The organism is Kitasatospora sp. NBC_01250 (assembly GCF_036226465.1).
In the GTDB taxonomy this organism is placed as follows: domain Bacteria; phylum Actinomycetota; class Actinomycetes; order Streptomycetales; family Streptomycetaceae; genus Kitasatospora.
In genome coordinates, this window is the sequence record NZ_CP108476.1 from 3,866,673 (window position 1) to 3,882,535 (window position 15,863).

The 15,863-nt window shown below is 73.7% G+C and carries 10 protein-coding genes; 2 read left to right on the forward strand and 8 right to left on the reverse strand.

Annotated elements, in window-relative coordinates:
* Nucleotides 1–85: 85 nt before the first annotated feature.
* From OG500_RS15760 to OG500_RS15770, 3 genes are all read right to left on the reverse strand, one after another.
* Nucleotides 86–1,297, reverse strand: coding sequence for a VWA domain-containing protein (locus tag OG500_RS15760; RefSeq protein ID WP_329580809.1), 1,212 nt, complete (start codon nucleotides 1,295–1,297; stop codon nucleotides 86–88).
* Entirely contained in the window at nucleotides 1,294–3,831 is a 2,538-nt protein-coding gene (locus OG500_RS15765; protein ID WP_329580812.1) for a DUF5682 family protein, read from the reverse strand. The genes OG500_RS15760 and OG500_RS15765 overlap by 4 nt, the downstream gene beginning before the upstream one ends.
* 144 nt (nucleotides 3,832–3,975) lie before the next feature.
* Entirely contained in the window at nucleotides 3,976–5,079 is a 1,104-nt protein-coding gene (locus OG500_RS15770; RefSeq protein ID WP_327067318.1) for an ATP-binding protein, read from the reverse strand.
* 203 nt (nucleotides 5,080–5,282) lie between these two features.
* Between OG500_RS15770 and OG500_RS15775 the strand changes: the two genes are divergently transcribed.
* Together OG500_RS15775 and OG500_RS15780 are read left to right on the forward strand one after the other, a co-directional pair.
* Nucleotides 5,283–6,584 carry an SWIM zinc finger family protein gene (locus tag OG500_RS15775; RefSeq protein ID WP_329580816.1) on the forward strand — a complete coding sequence of 434 codons (1,302 nt, stop codon included), beginning with the start codon at nucleotides 5,283–5,285 and terminating at the stop codon, nucleotides 6,582–6,584.
* Nucleotides 6,581–8,176: a DUF5691 domain-containing protein gene (locus OG500_RS15780; RefSeq protein ID WP_329580818.1), complete on the forward strand. Its 1,596-nt coding sequence runs from the start codon at nucleotides 6,581–6,583 to the stop codon at nucleotides 8,174–8,176. The genes OG500_RS15775 and OG500_RS15780 overlap by 4 nt, the downstream gene beginning before the upstream one ends.
* Nucleotides 8,177–8,183: 7 nt before the next feature.
* Here the strand turns inward: OG500_RS15780 and OG500_RS15785 are convergent, their stop codons facing one another.
* From OG500_RS15785 to OG500_RS15805, 5 genes are all read right to left on the reverse strand, one after another.
* Nucleotides 8,184–8,597, reverse strand: coding sequence for a cobalamin B12-binding domain-containing protein (locus tag OG500_RS15785; protein WP_327067321.1), 414 nt, complete (start codon nucleotides 8,595–8,597; stop codon nucleotides 8,184–8,186).
* Nucleotides 8,598–8,682: 85 nt separating this feature from the next.
* Complete coding sequence (pcrA, locus tag OG500_RS15790) at nucleotides 8,683–11,271, reverse strand: DNA helicase PcrA (protein ID WP_329580821.1); 2,589 nt, start codon at nucleotides 11,269–11,271, stop codon at nucleotides 8,683–8,685.
* Nucleotides 11,272–11,341: 70 nt separating this feature from the next.
* Nucleotides 11,342–12,493: a hypothetical protein gene (locus tag OG500_RS15795; RefSeq protein WP_329580824.1), complete on the reverse strand. Its 1,152-nt coding sequence runs from the start codon at nucleotides 12,491–12,493 to the stop codon at nucleotides 11,342–11,344.
* An 89-nt stretch (nucleotides 12,494–12,582) separates the two neighbouring features.
* Entirely contained in the window at nucleotides 12,583–13,788 is a 1,206-nt protein-coding gene (locus OG500_RS15800) for an acyltransferase family protein (RefSeq protein WP_329580827.1), read from the reverse strand.
* Between the two features lie 254 nt (nucleotides 13,789–14,042).
* Nucleotides 14,043–15,332 carry a glycosyltransferase family 87 protein gene (locus OG500_RS15805; RefSeq protein WP_329580830.1) on the reverse strand — a complete coding sequence of 430 codons (1,290 nt, stop codon included), beginning with the start codon at nucleotides 15,330–15,332 and terminating at the stop codon, nucleotides 14,043–14,045.
* Between the last annotated feature and the right edge of the window lie 531 nt (nucleotides 15,333–15,863).

Below are 15,863 nucleotides of genomic sequence, written 5' to 3' on the forward strand. Positions count from 1 at the left end.
ACACGCGCGTCACGTCCGTCTGGCAGGGTATCCCCGCCGGGACGGCGGCATTCGCCCGGGAGCGACTGTGCCGAGGTGAGAACCGTCACAACGGGTGCGCGTCCGGCAACGGCCGCCGTTCCAGGGCCGCGGCCATGACGTCCGGAAAGGCGTCCGGGGTGCAGGCGAAGGCCGGGACGCCGAGCGCGGCCAGCGCGGCGGCGTGCGCGTGGTCGTGGGCGGGAGTGCCCTCGTCGCTGAGCGCGAGCAGCGCGAGGAACTGGACGCCGGCGGCCTTCATCGCGGCCACCCGGCGCAGCATCCGCTCGCGGATGCCGCCCTCGTGGAGATCACTGATCAGGACGACCACGGTGTCAGCCGGACGAGTGATCTTCGACTCGCAGTAGGCCAGCGCGCGGTTGATGTCGGTGCCGCCGCCGAGCTGAGTGGCGAACAGGACGTCCACCGGATCGCTCAGTTGTTCGGTCAGATCGACCACCGAGGTGTCGAACACCACCAGCCGGGTGTCCAGGGTGCGCATCGAGGCGAGCACCGCGCCGAAGACCGCGCTGTGCACCACGGAGGCGGCCATCGAACCCGACTGGTCGACGCAGAGGATCACCTCCTTCTTCGTCGCACGCTGTGCACGGGCGTGGCCGACCAGGCGCTCGGGGATCACCGTGCGCTGCTCGGGGAGGTAGTGCCGCAGGTTCACCCGGATGGTGCGGTCCCAGTCGATGTCACGGTGGCGCGGGCGGTCGACCCGCGCGCCGCGGTCCAGCGCGCCGCCCAGCGTGGCCCGGGTCCGGTCGGCCAGCCGGCGCTCCAGTTCGGCGACCACCCGGGCGACCACGAGGCGGGCGGTCTCCCGGGTGGTCTCGGGCAGCGCGTGCCTGAGCGAGAGCAGCGTGCCCACCAGGTGCACGTCCGGCTCGACGGCGGCCAGCATCTCCGGTTCGAGCAGCAGCCGGGTCAGGCCCAGGCGGGAGATCGCGTCCTGCTGCATCAGCTGGACCACGGAGGTCGGGAAGTAGCGGCGGATGTCGCCCAGCCAGCGGGCCACCTGCGGGGCGCTGCCGCCCAGCCCCGCCGAGCGGCCCGGCGTCCGGGCGCCGTCCGCCTGGTCCGGCGCACCGCGGTAGAGGGCGGTGAGCACCCGGTCGATCGAAGCGTCGCGGCCGGTCAGGCGCCCCCCGCGCGCCGCGCCCCAGGGCTCGCCGCCGAGCACCAGGCGCCAGCGGCGCAGGCGTTCCTGTTCCGGGTCGTGCTCCGGATCGGGTTCCGGATCCTGCTCCCGGGCCTGCTCACTGGTCGTCACGCGGCGCTCCTGCGGTCGGACTGACGGGGGATCCACGGGCGGGCGCCGGCCGGCGGCGGCTCGGGCGAGGGGTGGCGGCCGAGCAGGCGCAGCACGGTGGGCAGCGCCGCGTCGGCGCGGGCCTGGTCCAGCGGCTGCTCCGGCGAGCCGGACGGGCCGCCGGCGCCGCCGGCCGGGCGGCCGGTGGCGACCCGGGAGGCGACGGTGCGCAGCACCCCCGCCTCCACCGCCGCGAAGGTGCGGCGCAGCAGCGGCAACAGGTCGACGAAGGCGTCGGCGGGGACCTCGGCCAGCCAGCCGTCCAGCAGCGCGAGCAGCTGCGGGTCGTGCAGCAGCAGGGCGCCGCCGCCGGACAGGAAGCCCTCGATCCAGCCGGCCGCGTCGGCAGGCGCGCTCGCGGTGGAGAGCGCCAGCCGCAGCCGGCGGGCGGCCTCGGCGGCGTCGAGCCGGCCGTCGTCCAGCAGCAGCCGCACGGCCCGCCCGCGCAGCAGGCCCGGGACGGCGCCGCCGCGCCCCGCGGCGCCGGCTGCGCGGGCCCGCGGTTCGCGCCGGGCGAGCGCGTCGAGGGCCCTGGTCCAGCGCTCGGCCAGGGCGGCGGAGGCGGTACTCGGGGGCGCCGCGGCCAACGCGTGTGCCGGGCCGGCCGCCGCGGGGGCCGGGGCCGACACGGCTGCCGGGGCCGACGCGGCTGCGCCGGTGCGCCGCTCCAGCAGCTTGATCGCGCCGTGCACCGCGTCCAGCCGGGCACGCATCGCGGCGGCGCCCTCGGCGTCCAGCCCGGCGCAGGCGGGCGGCAGGCCGACGCAGATCCGGTCGGCCAGGCCGTGCGCGACGCCCTCCAGCGCGCCGCCGTCGGTGCCGCGCACATCGCCGTAGCGCAGCGCCCGGACCAGCGCGGGCAGTGCCTCGGTGAGCCGGGCCGTGTCGCTGTCCAGCGCGGCCCGGTCGGCCAGCGCGCGCATCACCGCGGGCAGCGCGGCGGGCAGCTGGGCCACCAGGCACTGCTCGGCCAGCCGGGTGAGCGCGGGCAGGTCCGCCGCCCGGCCCGCCGCGGCCGCCACCTTGGCGGTGGCGGCCTCCTCGACGGTGCTGCCCCACTGCGCGGCCTCGACCACCCGGACCGCGAACTCCGGTTCGTAGCAAAGCCGCCAGCTCTCCCGGAAGGTTCCGGTGGAGTTGGCGGCGGAGCGGGCCCCGGTCCCCCAGTCGATGCCGAGCAGCCGCAGCCGGTGCAGCAGCCGCGAGCGGCCGGCGTCCAGCTCCTTGCGCAGGTCCAGGGTGAGCTCGCGGGCGGCGTCGGCCGGCTTGAGCCGCAGGGTGCGCTGCAGCCGGGTCAGATCGCGTTGCAGCGGCACGGTGGGCGCGGCGGCCGGCACCCGGCCGAGCGCCTCGCCGACCACCAGCTGCTCGCGCACCAGCGCGAGCGCGACCTCCGAGCCGTCGCACAGCACCGCGCGCACCGCGTCCAGCGACTCGGCGAGCCCGGGTGCCGGGCGACCGCGCACGGCGGCCAGCGTCTCGGCGAGCCGGACCGCCTCGATGACGTGCGCCGGGGAGACCGGGTGGTCCTGGGCCCGCAGCAGCTCGGCGGCCCGGGTCAGCCAGCGGGCCATGCCGGTGCCGCCCGCCGCGGGCCCGGGGTTGTCGAACAGGTGCTGGTACCAGCCGGGCGACTCGATGCCGGCGCCGTAGCCGGTGCGCTGGGCGAGCCGGCGGTGCGTCCACGGCACCCAGGTGATCTCGGTCTTCAGCTTCTTCGGCAGGCCCGCCAGCAACGCCCGGTCGGCGCTCGCCGCGGGCTGCGCGGCGAGCGCCGGTACGTGCCAGGCGCCGCAGACCACGGCGATCCGGCGGTGACCGGCCCGCCGGGCGGCCCGGATCTGCTGGCGCATGTACGCCTCGCGCAGCTCGTCGCGCCGCCCGGCGGCGCAGGCGCCGGGCCGCCCGCCGAAGCGGGCGGCCCGGCCGGCCGGCTGCCCTTCGGGGCGCACCCCGGGCGAGCCCGGGGTGCCGACCTCGGGGTCGCGCAGCTCGGCCATCGCCGCCGCCACCGCCGCGAACGGCGCCAGCGGGTCGGCGCCCGGGTGGCGGTGCTCCACCACGTCCTCCCACCAGGCCTCCGGGTCCCCGTTCCCGGCGGCCGCGGCGAGCACGGCGACGGGGTCGACCGCGGGCTCCTCGCCGTCCTCGGGCGTCCGGCCGGTGGCCCGCAGGGCGAAGGAGCTGCCGGCCGGCAGGTCGATGAACCGGACCGGAACCCCGGCCGCCAGCGCGTGCCGGATCGCGACCCACTCGGGCGAGAAGCCGGCGAAGGGCCAGAAGGCCGCGCGGGCCGGGTCCTCGACCGCGTGCGCGAGCAGCGCGACCGGCGGGACCATCTCCGGGTCGGCCGCCAGGGCGATGATCGGGTCCGCCTCCGGCGGTCCCTCGATCAGCACCGCATCCGGCTCCAGCGCACGCAGGGCCGCACCCACCGCGCGGGCCGAACCCGGTCCGTGGTGGCGCACACCCAGCAGAGTCAGCTCACCAGTCATGTCGCTCCCCCTTGTTCCGTTCCTGGTGTCCGTGCGGGACTTGCGGTCGTTCACGTCGTTCAGGTCGGTCGATCCGTTCTGCTCCGGTCCGGCCGTACGGCTCGGTCAGTTCGTCCAACTCCTTTTCTTCTCAGGGATGTTCATTCATCCGGCCAGTTCGCGGGCGGCCCGGTAGAAGTCCTGCCAGCCGTCCCGCTCGCGCAGCACGCCCTCCACGTACTCCCCCCACACCACCTGGTCGCCGACCGGGTCGCGCACCACCGCCCCGAGCACCCCGGCCGCCACCTCGCCCGCCCGCAGCACGCCGTCGCCGAAGTGAGCGGCGAGCGCGAGGCCTGCGGTGACCACCGAGATGGCCTCGGCGGTGGAGAGGGTGCCGGTCGGACTCTTGACCTTGGTCCGGCCGTCGACGGTGACGCCGTCGCGCAGTTCGCGAAAGACCGTCACCACCCGACGGATCTCCTGCGCACCGCCCGGCAGCTCGGGCAGCTCCAGCGCGCGGCCGAGCTGCCCGACCCGCCGCTCGACGATCCCGACCTCCTCGTCGAGCGTCGCCGGCAGCGGAAGGACCACCGTGTTGAAACGGCGGCGCAGCGCACTGGAGAGTTCGTTGACCCCGCGGTCGCGATCGTTGGCGGTGGCGATCAGGTTGAACCCGCGGACAGCCTGAGTCTCCCCGTTCAACTCCGGTATCGGCAACGTCTTTTCGGAGAGCACGGTGATCAGGCTGTCCTGCACGTCGGCCGGGATCCGGGTGAGTTCCTCGACCCGGGCGATCTTGCCCCCGGCCATCGCCCGCAGCACCGGCGAGGGCACCAGCGCCGCCCGGCTGGGACCGTTCGCGAGCAGCTGCGCGTAGTTCCAGCCGTACCGCACGGCCTCCTCGCCCGTGCCCGCGGTGCCCTGCACCAGCAGCGTCGAGTCGCCGCTGACCGCCGCCGCCAGGTGCTCGGAGACCCAGGTCTTGGCGGTGCCGGGCACCCCGAGCAGCAGCAGCGCCCGGTCGGTGGCCAGCGTGCTGACCGCGACCTCCACGATCCGCCGCGGACCGACGTACTTGGGCGTGATCACGGTGCCGTCCGGCAGCTCGCCGCCCAGCAGATAGGTGGCCACCGCCCACGGCGACAGCCGCCAGCCGGCCGGCCGGGGCCGCTCGTCCTGCGCGGCCAGCGCCGCCAGCTCACCGGCGAATGCCTCCTCGGCGTGCGCCCGCAGGACCTCGGCGGTGCTCTCGGTAGGGGTGGTCATCGGGGCTCCTTCGGATCGCCCGTCCCAGGGCACGGCGATGCCCGGGACGGTGGGGTGATGGGGAGCGTCGGCTCGGCTCGCAGGCCCGGGATCGACCTCCCGTCCGACCTGCGAGAACCACTCTGCCGTACGCCACTGACAATCCGGCGGGCACGATCGGCGCGCCTGAACCCCTGTCAGTCCCCCGTCCTAGCGTTCGCGTCATGGAGGAACGCTGGAGCACCGAACACGTCCTGTCCCTCGCATCCGACGCGGCCGCGCGCGCGGCGGGCGGCAGGCTCTCCTCCCCCGCCGCCTGGTCGCGGACCGGGTGCGGGCAGGGGGCGCTCTGGGGGCTGTGCCAGGGCAGCGGGAGCGCGCCGTACCGGACGGTGGTCGAGTTCTCCACGCCTGCGTACCAGTGCAGTTGCCCCAGCCGGACCCTCCCGTGCAAGCACGCGCTGGGCCTGCTCCTGCTGTGGAGCGGTGACCGGGCGGCGGTGCCGGCCGGGGCCGAGCCGGCCGACTGGGCCGCCCGGTGGCTGGCCGGGCGCCGGCGGCGGGCCGAGCCCACCGCGGCTCCCGCCGACCCCGTCGCCGCGCGGCGGCGCGCCGACCGGCGGGCGGCCCGAGTCGCCGCCGGCGCGGCCGAGTTGCGGCTACGACTGGCCGACCGGGTGCGGCGCGGACTGGCCGACCCGGGCGCCGCCGCGGGCGGCTGGGCGGAGGTCGCGGCCCGGATGGTGGACGCCCAGGCTCCCGGACTCGCCTCCTGCGCAGCGGAGTTGGACCGCCTCCCGGCCGACGGGCAGCTCGCCGGCCACGCCCTGCTGTACCTGCTCGCCACCGCCTGCGAGCGGATCGGCGAGCTGCCCGAGCCGCTGGCCCACACCGTGCGCGCCCGGGTCGGCTTCACCGTCGACAGCGCCGAGCTGCTGGCCGGCCCCACCGTGCGCGACCACTGGCTGGTCCTCGGCAGCCGCGACAGCACCGACGGCCCGCTGACCACCCGCCGCCTGTGGCTGCGCGGCGCCAAGACCGGCCGATCGGCCCTGCTGCTCTCCTACGGCCGCCCCGGCCAGGCCCCCGAACCGACCTTGCCCACCGGCTGGTTGCTGGAAGCGGAGCTGGCCTTCCACCCGGGCGCCCGGCCGCTGCGCGCCGTCCTCGGCCCCCGGCACGGCGCCCCCGGCCCCACGCCCGGCGCGCCGCCGGCCGAGCCGGTGTCCGCTGCCCTCGCCCACTACGGGGAGGCCGTCGCCGCGGACCCCTGGACGGAGTCCTGGCCCGTGGTGCTGCGCGACGTACGGCCCATCGCCACCGCCGACGGCTGGCAGTTGACGGACCATCAGCATGCCCTGCCCCTGCACGCCACCCCCGAGCAGGCGCTCTGGCGGCTGGCCGCGGTCTCCGGCGGCCGTCCGGTGACGGTCTTCGGCGAGTGCGACCACCGCGGGTTCACCCCGGTGACGGTCTGGGACGAGCAGGGCCGCACCACCGGCCTGACCACGGGAGGAGCCGCATGAGCACCGACTACTGGGACCAGCTGCAGAGCGCCGCCCTGCTGGGCACCGACCGCCGCCCGCTGCCCGAGCCGGACGGCTCGCCCGCCCTGCAGGCCGCCGCCGCGGGCGTGGACCGGACCGACCCGGCCACCGCCCTGCTGGAGCTGGCCGCGCTGACCGCCGTCCGGCGCCGGGCGGGGCTGCTCCCGCTGCCCGCCCCGGCGCCGGAACCCCCGGCCGGGGACGACGAGCGCCCCGAACTGCCCGCCGCGGCGGGCCGCCGGCTCGCCGTGCTGCTGGCCGGCCGGGCCGCCGGCACCACCACCCAGCCCAATCTCGCCGAACTGCTGCCGCAGTGGCTCTCCCTGGCCCGCGAGCGCGGCTACCGCCCGCCCGCCGCCCAGGTCCCGGCGCTGCTGGAGGCCGCCCGGGCCCGCGGCGAACTGCGCGGTGACGCGGTGGCGCTGGCCGGTCCGCTCGGCCGCTGGCTGGCCGAGCGGAACCCGCAGTGGCGCTACGTGCTGCGCACCGCGGGCGCCGAGGGGCCCACCGGGACGGACCTCGTCTGGCAGCAGGGCCTCTTCGCCGAGCGGGTCACCCACCTGACCAGGGTGCGCCGCCGGGATCCGGCCGCCGCGCTCGCGCTGCTCGCCGGCACCTGGCCGAGCGAACGGGCCGAGGACCGGCTGCTCTTCCTGGACGCCCTGCAGGAGGGCCTCTCGCCGGCCGATGAGCCGTTCCTGGAGGCCGCCCTGACCGACCGCAGCAGGAACGTCCGCGCCACGGCCGCCGAACTGCTCTCCACCCTGCCCGGCTCCGCGCTCGGCCGGCGGATGGCCGAGCGGGCCCAGGCCGCGGTGCGGCTGGTCGACGGCGTGCTGCTGGTCACCCCGCCCACCGCCTGCGACGCCGCGATGCAGCACGACGGGATCCCGCCCAAGTCGCCGACCGGGCGCGGCGAGCAGGCCTGGTGGCTGGGCGAGGTGCTGGCCGCCACGCCGCTCTCCTGCTGGACGCACTCCTTCGGCCTGCCGCCAGGCCGGCTGCTCGCCCTGCCCGTCGCGGACGCCCGCACGCAGGTCGGCGCCCACGCCGGACCGGCCGCCGACGGCGGCCCCTGGCGCGACGAGCTGCACGAGGCCTGGGCCCGGGCCGCGGTGCGCCAGGGCGACGCCTCCTGGGCCCGGGCGCTGCTCGGCCCGCCCCCGCGCCGGGCCGGCTCGCCGGCCGTCGCCGGTGCGCCCGCCCGGCTGCTCGCCGTGCTGCCGCCGCCCGAGCGGGCCCTGTGGACCGCGGCCTTCCTGCGCACCCACGGCCCCGGCGACGCCTTCCAGCTGCTCGGCGCCTGCGCCACCCCGTGGACCCCGCCGCTCAGTACCGCCGTGGTGGCGGCCCTGGAACGGGCGGCCACGGCCGGTTCCTACCCGTGGAACCACAGCGGCGTGCTGGGCCTGACGGAACGTTCGCTCGCACCGGCCACCGCACCAGCGGTCGCCGCGCTGGCCGCCGACGCCGCGCCGGACACCGCCTGGGCGGAGACCTTCGCCCGGCTGGCCGGCACGCTGCGGTTCCGCGCGGAGATGCTCGCCGAACTCACCGGGGAAGAGATCTGATGGTTCGTCAACCAGACTCAGCGGCACCGAGATTGGCCTGCACCCAGGCCACCACCTCGCCGGTCGGGGTGCCCGGGGTGAAGATCTCCGCGACGCCCAGCGCCTTCAGCTCGGGGATGTCGGCGGCCGGGATGATGCCGCCGCAGAACACCGTGATGTCTGCCGCGCCCCGCTCCCGGAGCAGGTCGAGCACCCGGGCGCAGAGCGTCATGTGCGCGCCGGACAGGATCGACAGGCCGATCCCGGCGGCGTCCTCCTGGATCGCGGTGTCCACCACCTGCTCGGGCGTCTGGTGCAGGCCGGTGTAGATCACCTCCACCCCGGCGTCCCGCAGGGCCCGGGCGATCACCTTGACACCGCGGTCGTGGCCGTCGAGACCTGGCTTGGCGACCACCACCCGGATCGGGCCCGACCCCACCATCTGCGCCTCCAACGTCACCCGGCGACAACCGACCTGAGGGGAGGTTAGCGCCGGGTGACGTCCGGACCGTGCGAGGGCGCGCCCGTCAGAGCTTCTCGACCGGCGCGTACCGCAGCAGCAGCACCTTGCGGCCCGAGGCGCCGAAGTCGATGGTGGCCTTCGCCCGGTCCGCCACCCCTTCGGTGCTCACCACGGTGCCCAGCCCGAAGCTGTCGTGGCTGACCCGGTCGCCGACCGCCAGCGCGACCACCTCCCGCTCCGTCACCTTGCGCGCCGACTTGCCCCAGCCCGCCTTCGGCGAGGCCGCGCCGCCCGAGGAGGAGCCGCCCCCCGAGCCGCGCGAGCCGCTGGTCGACAGCCCGCGGGCAGCCGGCACCGCGGCCGCGCCGGTGCGCTTCCACTGCACCAGCTCGGTCGGGATCTCCTCCAGGAACCGCGAGGCCGGGTTGTAGGCCGGCTGCCCCCAGGCGCTGCGCAGCACGCTGCGGGTCAGGTAGAGCCGCTGCCGGGCCCGGGTCAGGCCGACGTAGGCGAGCCGGCGCTCCTCCTCCAGCTCCTTGACCTGGCTCAGCGCCCGCATGTGCGGGAAGATGCCGTCCTCCATGCCGGTCAGGAAGACCACCGGGAACTCCAGGCCCTTGGCGGTGTGCAGGGTCATCATCGTGATGACGCCCGCGCCGTCCTCCTCGTCCGGGATCTGGTCGGAGTCGGCGACCAGCGCGACCCGCTCCAGGAAGTCGGCCAGCGAGCCGACCGGCGGCGCGCCGTCCTCGCCCGCGTCGGGGCGCTCGCCCGGGTCCTGCTCGTACTCCAGGGCCACCGAGGCGAGCTCCTGGAGGTTCTCCACCCGGGTCTCGTCCTGCGGGTCGGTGGAGGACTGCAGCTCGGCCAGGTACCCGGTCTCCTCCAGGACCGCCTCCAGCACAGCGGCCGGCCCGGCCCCCGACTCGACCACCTGGCGCAGCCCGGCCAGCAGCTCGTTGAACTTGCGCACCGCGTTGGCCGAGCGCGCGGCCATCCCGTACGCCTCGTCGACGCGCAGCAGCGCCTGGGCGAAGGAGATCCGCTCGCGCGAGGCCAGCGCCTCGATCATCGCCTCCGCGCGGTCGCCGATGCCGCGCTTGGGCACGTTGAGGATTCGGCGCAGCGGCACGGTGTCCTCGGGGTTGGAGAGCACCCGCAGGTAGGCCAGCACGTCGCGGACCTCCCGGCGCTCGTAGAAGCGCACCCCGCCGACCACCTTGTACGGCAGCCCGACCCGGATGAACACCTCCTCGAAGACCCGGGACTGGGCGTTCGTCCGGTAGAAGATCGCCACGTCACCGGGCTTGGCGTCGCCGGCATCCGTCAGCCGGTCGATCTCCTCGGCGATGAACTGCGCCTCGCCGTGCTCGTCGTCGGCGACGTAGCCGACCACCTTCTCGCCGTGCTCCCCGGCCGTCCAGAGCTTCTTCTCGCGGCGGTTGGCGTTGCGCTCGATCACCGCGTTGGCGGCGCTCAGGATCGTCTGGGTGGAGCGGTAGTTCTGCTCCAGCAGGATCGTGGTGGCGTCGGGGTAGTCCTCCTCGAACTGGAGGATGTTGCGGATCGTCGCACCGCGGAAGGCGTAGATCGACTGGTCGGCGTCACCCACCACGCACAGCTCGGCCGGCGGCAGCTCGGCGAGCCCCGCGGCGGCGGGGTTCACGAAGTCGCCGTCCACCGTGCGCCTGGGCGCCGAGCCCGCCGCGCCGCCGGTCAGCTCGCGCACCAGCATGTACTGCGCGTGGTTGGTGTCCTGGTACTCGTCCACCAGGATGTGCCGGAACCGGCGCCGGTAGTGCTCGGCCGCGTCCGGGAAGGCCTGCAGCAGGTTGACCGTGGTCATGATGATGTCGTCGAAGTCCAGCGCGTTGGCCTCGCGCAGCCGCGCCTGGTAGAGCGTGTACGCCTCCGCGAGCTTGCGCTCCATCGGGTTGGCGGCCTGCCCGGCGTAGGTCTCCTCGTCGATCAGCTCGTTCTTGAGGTTGGAGACCTTGGCGGTGAACGACTTCGGCGGGAACTGCTTGGGGTCCAGGTCCAGGTCCCGGCAGACCAGCGACATCAGCCGCTGCGAGTCGGCCGAGTCGTAGATCGAGAAGCTGGAGGTGAAGCCGAGCCGCTTGCTCTCCCGGCGCAGGATCCGCACGCACGCGCTGTGGAAGGTGGACACCCACATCGCCCGCGCCCGCGGCCCCACCAACTGCTCGACGCGCTCGCGCATCTCGCCGGCCGCCTTGTTGGTGAAGGTGATCGCCAGGATCTCGCCCGGCTGCACCCCGCGGGCACCCAGCAGGTAGGCGATCCGGTGGGTCAGCACCCGGGTCTTGCCCGAACCGGCACCGGCCACGATCAGCAGCGGCGCCCCGGCGTGCAGCACCGCCTCGCGCTGCGGGTCGTTCATCCCCTCCAGCAGTTGGGCCGGGTCGACCACGGTGCGGTGGGCGCCGTTGCGGTAGTAGGCGTCGCGCTCGGACTGCGCGGCGTGGTCGGTGTGGAAGAGGTCACTGGGGATCTCTTCCTCGTACCCGCCGGGGCCGTCGTAGTCCTCCGGCGGAGGCTCCTCGGCCAGGTGCACGGGCATCGCGTCGGCGGCGGGCTTCGCCTCGAAGGGCTCGAAGCCGGGCAGCGGGAGGTCGTCAAAGAGGCTACTCATGGCTCTCCGAGTCTATGGCCCGCCGCCGACAACCCGTCCGCCCGCGCCCGGATCCCGCCCGGAGCGCGGATCACGGCGAGTAGGAGTTCGCGAAGACCAGGTAGACGCCGTAGAAACCGGAGCAGACCGCCGCCGAGCCGAGCAGCACCCCGAGCGAGGCCCGGGAGCGCACCCGCGACAGGCCCGCGGCCAACGGCACCAGCAGCACGAAGGCCGGCACCAGGAACCGCGCCCGGGCGGCGTCGGTCGCACTGCTGCCGATCGCTACGGCCAGGATCGTCGCGCCGTAGACCAGCCACGGCAGCGGCTGCCGCTGCACCAGCGCGAGCAGGAAGAGGACCACGTAGGCCACCACGGCCAGGGCGATCACCACCTGGTTCAGCAGCTGTGGCGGCGCACCCGGAGTCAGGAACATCGCGTCGAGCCAGCGGATGGTGCCCGCTCCGCCGTCGAACTGCGTCCCCCAGGCGGACTGGATGTAGGAGTAGCCGCTCCAGGACCGGCGCACGTAGTCGACGTAGCCGATGTAGCCGAGGACCCCCAGCGGCGACAGCGCCGCACCCAGGACCACCCGCCACCAGGCCGGGGCGGCCGACTGCAGTCCATGGCGCCCGCGCACCCGCCGGGCGAGCTCGACGACGGCCGTCAGGCCCACCGCTGCCGCGACGGCCGCGGCGGTAGGCCTGACCAGGCCTGCCAGCAGGCTCAGTGCACCGGCCCAGATCCAGCTGCGGCGCTCCAGCGCGTAGAGCGCCCACGCTGCCGTCGCGGTGAACAGCGACTCGGAGTAGGCCATGCTCTGTACGGCGGCGTGCGGCAGCACCCCCCAGAGCACCGCCGTGAGCACACCCACCCGGCGGTCGTACCGGTGCGCGACCGCCGCAAAGATGCCCCCCGCAGCGACCAGTGACGAGCCCCAGGCCACCGTCAGCGCGGCGGCGCCCACCGAGACCGGCAGGACGGTGTGGACCGCCTTGATGAGCATCGGGAAGAGCGGGAAGAACGCGCGCGTCGAATAGGGGACGTCGTTGATGCCGCTGCCGACGTGGTCGTTGTAGCCGTGCAGCACGATGTCCGTGTACCAGTGCGCGTCCCACAGGGTGCTCAGGCGGGGCAGCACCGCGTACTCGTGGGGAAGCAGCAGCATGAGCAGCACGCCGGCGGCGCGCACCCCCGCGTAGCCGAGGAGAGCCGGTGCGGCGTACCTCGAGCCGGCAGCCACGCGGCCCCACACGTGCTGTCCACCACGTGCCGCAACCCTCGCCCGCGCGTACGGGAGCCTGTCGCCGAGCGCTGCAGCCAGTCGGCTGCTCACGGGGTGGATCGCACTCTGCCGGCTCGGGCGAGCAAGTCGCCGTCATCCGTGGCGAAGGACTCGAAGGAGACGGTCAGCCCCCTCTTCAGGACGCGGGACAGGGGCCGCTCCACCAGCCGGTGCACCAGCCAGGCAAGTACCAGGACACCGACCGTCACCATGGCGAGCGTGGGTGCTGGTGCGAGCCGCTGGCGCAACCAGCCGATCATGGTCAGCCCGACCTCCTGGTGCAGGAGGTAGACAGGGTAGGTAAGCGCACCGGCCAACGTCAGCCAACGCCATTGGATCCAGTCGAAGGCACCGAGAGCGGCACCGAGCACCAGGAGGAAGCAGCACGTCATGACAGCCACCGAGCGACTCCACGAGATGTGCTCGGGAAGCCACTGCTGGTACATCTGGACGCTGCCCTCCAACCGGTACTGCGCCGCCAGCCAGGAGAACCCGAGCAGCCCCCAGAGCAGGAGGTTCGCACCGAACCGGTGCATCAGGTATATCGTCACGCCCGCCACGAAGAGCGGCGCGTAGGCGGGTTGGGTGAGGGTGTCCAGCAACGGGAGCCCGACGCTCGGCGCGATGGCCGCGGCGAAGGTCCAGATCCCGCAGAAGGCCACCACCCGCCGGTAGGTCAGGCCCATCGCCACCACGACAGCGAACAGCAGGTAGAACAGCATCTCGACCCAGAGCGTCCAGTAACTGGGATCGATCGCCGTTGCCCCATAAGGCTGCTGGAGCATCGTCAGGTTGATCAGGACAGTGCGCGCGGTGATGTCCTTCACCGTGCTGAACGGGTAGCCGGCAGCCACGACGACCACCGAGGTGATCAGGACCGCGACCCAGTAGGCGGGATAGAGCCGGATCAGTCTCGAGACGAGGAAATCCCGGGGCCGTTTTCCCCAGCAGGACATGCAGATGACGAAACCGCTGATCAGAAAGAACAGCTCGACACCGAGCCAGCCGTAGAGTGCCACCGCATGGACGCCCGGGAGCAGTTTGTCAGGTGCCCCCCGCCAGGCCTGCTCCCAGCCCACGGGCTTTCCCACGTAATGGAAGAGCAGCACGCTGAGCGCCGCCCCCAGGCGCAACCCGTCGAGCACGTACAGCCGCGTGTGGCCAGGCCCCGTGCCGGGCGAGGCCCCGGCCGCGGGCGGCGCGGAGATCAGGGACGGGAACCGCCACCGGCTCGATAGCACGGAGAGTGGCACGATGACTTTCCTAAGCCAGAGCACCGGATCGGTCGCCGGCGCACGCCGAACAGAGGTCTCAGTGCCTCCGGCTCGCCAGAATGCCACCACGAGCGAATTGACTATATACGCAATGCGCTTGATCAGCTCCAGATGGTAACCACTCGCGCCATAGTCGTACTTTTTAATTTTTATTAGGCGGATGAACTGAAGATCTCAGACCGGTCCAGCCTGGGCCGCGGCGCTGGAGCCGGCGCCGCGGCCCACGGCTTGCGTCACCCAGCCTCGCGCTTGGACGCCGTCGCCTTCCAGAGGTAGTAGCAGGACAACACGCTGGCGAGTACCAGCACCGCATTGCGCAGCACCAGAACGTAGATGCCGAACGGCATGCCCGCGCCCAGCTGACCGAGGAAGAGCGGATAGTCGATCGTCGTGAGCACGGTGGCCAGCATCAGCAGCGCCACCACCGGGCGCTGGGTCGTCTCACGGAACGAGAGGCACACCGCCGCCATGCCGACGATCCAGATGAAGTACTGAGGGCTGATCACCCGGCTCGTGGTGATGAAGAGCAGCAGCGCCGTCATCGCCGCGTCGGCCGGAGTCGCCGCCGACCAGCGGTTGGCCTTGAAGCGCCACAGGAGCAACCACGCGAGACCCACGACCGTGAGCACCAGTGAAGCCTTGGCAATGGAGGAGACGTACGGACCCACGAATTCCATGGCCCCGAACTGGTAGTTCAGCCGCCCGGTGTAGCCGTGCAGGCGCCACAACTGCAGCACGCTGCCGCCGACCGAGCCCATCTCGATGCCGCGCCCCTCCTGGTTGCCGAGGAAGCCGAAGGTGTTCCGGAAGACGAGCGCGAGCACCCCGACGATGGCGGCCGCGGAAACGATGACCGATATCCAGGCGTCCCGAGTGCTCTTGCCGCGCGGAGTACCCAGTACTGCCAGCACCGGCCAGCCCTTGACCAGCGCACCTACCGCGGCCAGTGCACCACCAAGACGCGGCGAGCGGCGCACGCTGAGCAGAGAGAGAACGGCGAACGCGGTGACGATGACGTCGTAGCGCACGTAGGGAACGTGCAGCATCAGCGGCAGACCCAGAATCCACACCCAGGCGCCGGTGACCTGACGCTCCCCGCTCCTCGCGGCGAGGATGAGCCCCGTGGTAATCGCGGCGTCGGCCAGCAGGATGACCACGCCGAAGGCGGCACCGTAGCTGATGAAGTTCAGTGCCTTGGGCGCGAGGAAGACCAGCGCGGCACCGGGCGGGTACTGCCAAGTGACGTCGCCCTGCGGGTAGCTGCCACTGGCGAGGGTGTGGGCCCAGCCCGGGTACAGCCCGTTCACCTCTCCGTCGACGCCCATGGCCTTGCTGTAGACGAGCGCCAGGATCAGCATGCGGCTGAGCACCCACGCCCCCGCGGGGTTGAGCAGATCACTGGGCCAGCTGCTCGCCCGTCGCCAGGAGAAGGCGGTTACGGCCTTGCCCTCGGTGGACTGGCCCGCAGCGGCGGTCCCGTCCCCCAGGTTGGTACGCCTGACCGATGCCTCGGTGCTGGGCACGCGCTCCTCCGGGATTCAGATATATGTGCGTAACAGAACCAGCCAAGCCTACTGGCAGCTGTGCGGCTCCCAAGGGGGGTCCTGGCTGGCCGTCGGTCACAACTGCATTCCGCTTGGGTGCCGCCCGTGGTCGGGCTGTCCACGGGCGAACGGTCACGAGCTCGACGCGGTCACGCCCGCTGCCGCCGACACGAGTCCGGCGGGCAGCGGGCGGACGAGGCAGGTGCCCCTGGGGAATCCGGTCAACTCATGCCCTATCTTTGTGAACCATGACCGCCGATTCCCATCACCGAGGCGCCGCGTCAGCACCCGCCGCCGGCATCACCGTGGGCAGCGGACCGGCAGCCGGGCCGGTCACCACCGGTTCGCATGGTGAGCACCTGATTCACCTCAACTGAACACCGTAGAGCTCCACCACCGACGGGTCGGCCACGGCATGGTCGTGGCCGCGCTGAGTGGTTCCCATGCGCTGTCCTCGCGAGCGCGCTCGGTCCGTCCTACCGCCTCAGCTCGGGCTCTGTGCCCGCTCAC

Excerpts from the sequence above, each read along its gene's own strand:
- OG500_RS15770 (WP_327067318.1), bottom strand. The coding sequence starts at position 5,079 with ATGACCACCCCTACCGAGAGCACCGCCGAGGTCCTGCGGGCGCACGCC.
- OG500_RS15765 (WP_329580812.1), bottom strand. The coding sequence starts at position 3,831 with ATGACTGGTGAGCTGACTCTGCTGGGTGTGCGCCACCACGGACCGGGT.
- OG500_RS15780 (WP_329580818.1), top strand. The coding sequence starts at position 6,581 with ATGAGCACCGACTACTGGGACCAGCTGCAGAGCGCCGCCCTGCTGGGC.
- OG500_RS15775 (WP_329580816.1), top strand. The coding sequence starts at position 5,283 with ATGGAGGAACGCTGGAGCACCGAACACGTCCTGTCCCTCGCATCCGAC.
- OG500_RS15785 (WP_327067321.1), bottom strand. The coding sequence starts at position 8,597 with ATGGTGGGGTCGGGCCCGATCCGGGTGGTGGTCGCCAAGCCAGGTCTC.
- pcrA (WP_329580821.1), bottom strand. The coding sequence starts at position 11,271 with ATGAGTAGCCTCTTTGACGACCTCCCGCTGCCCGGCTTCGAGCCCTTC.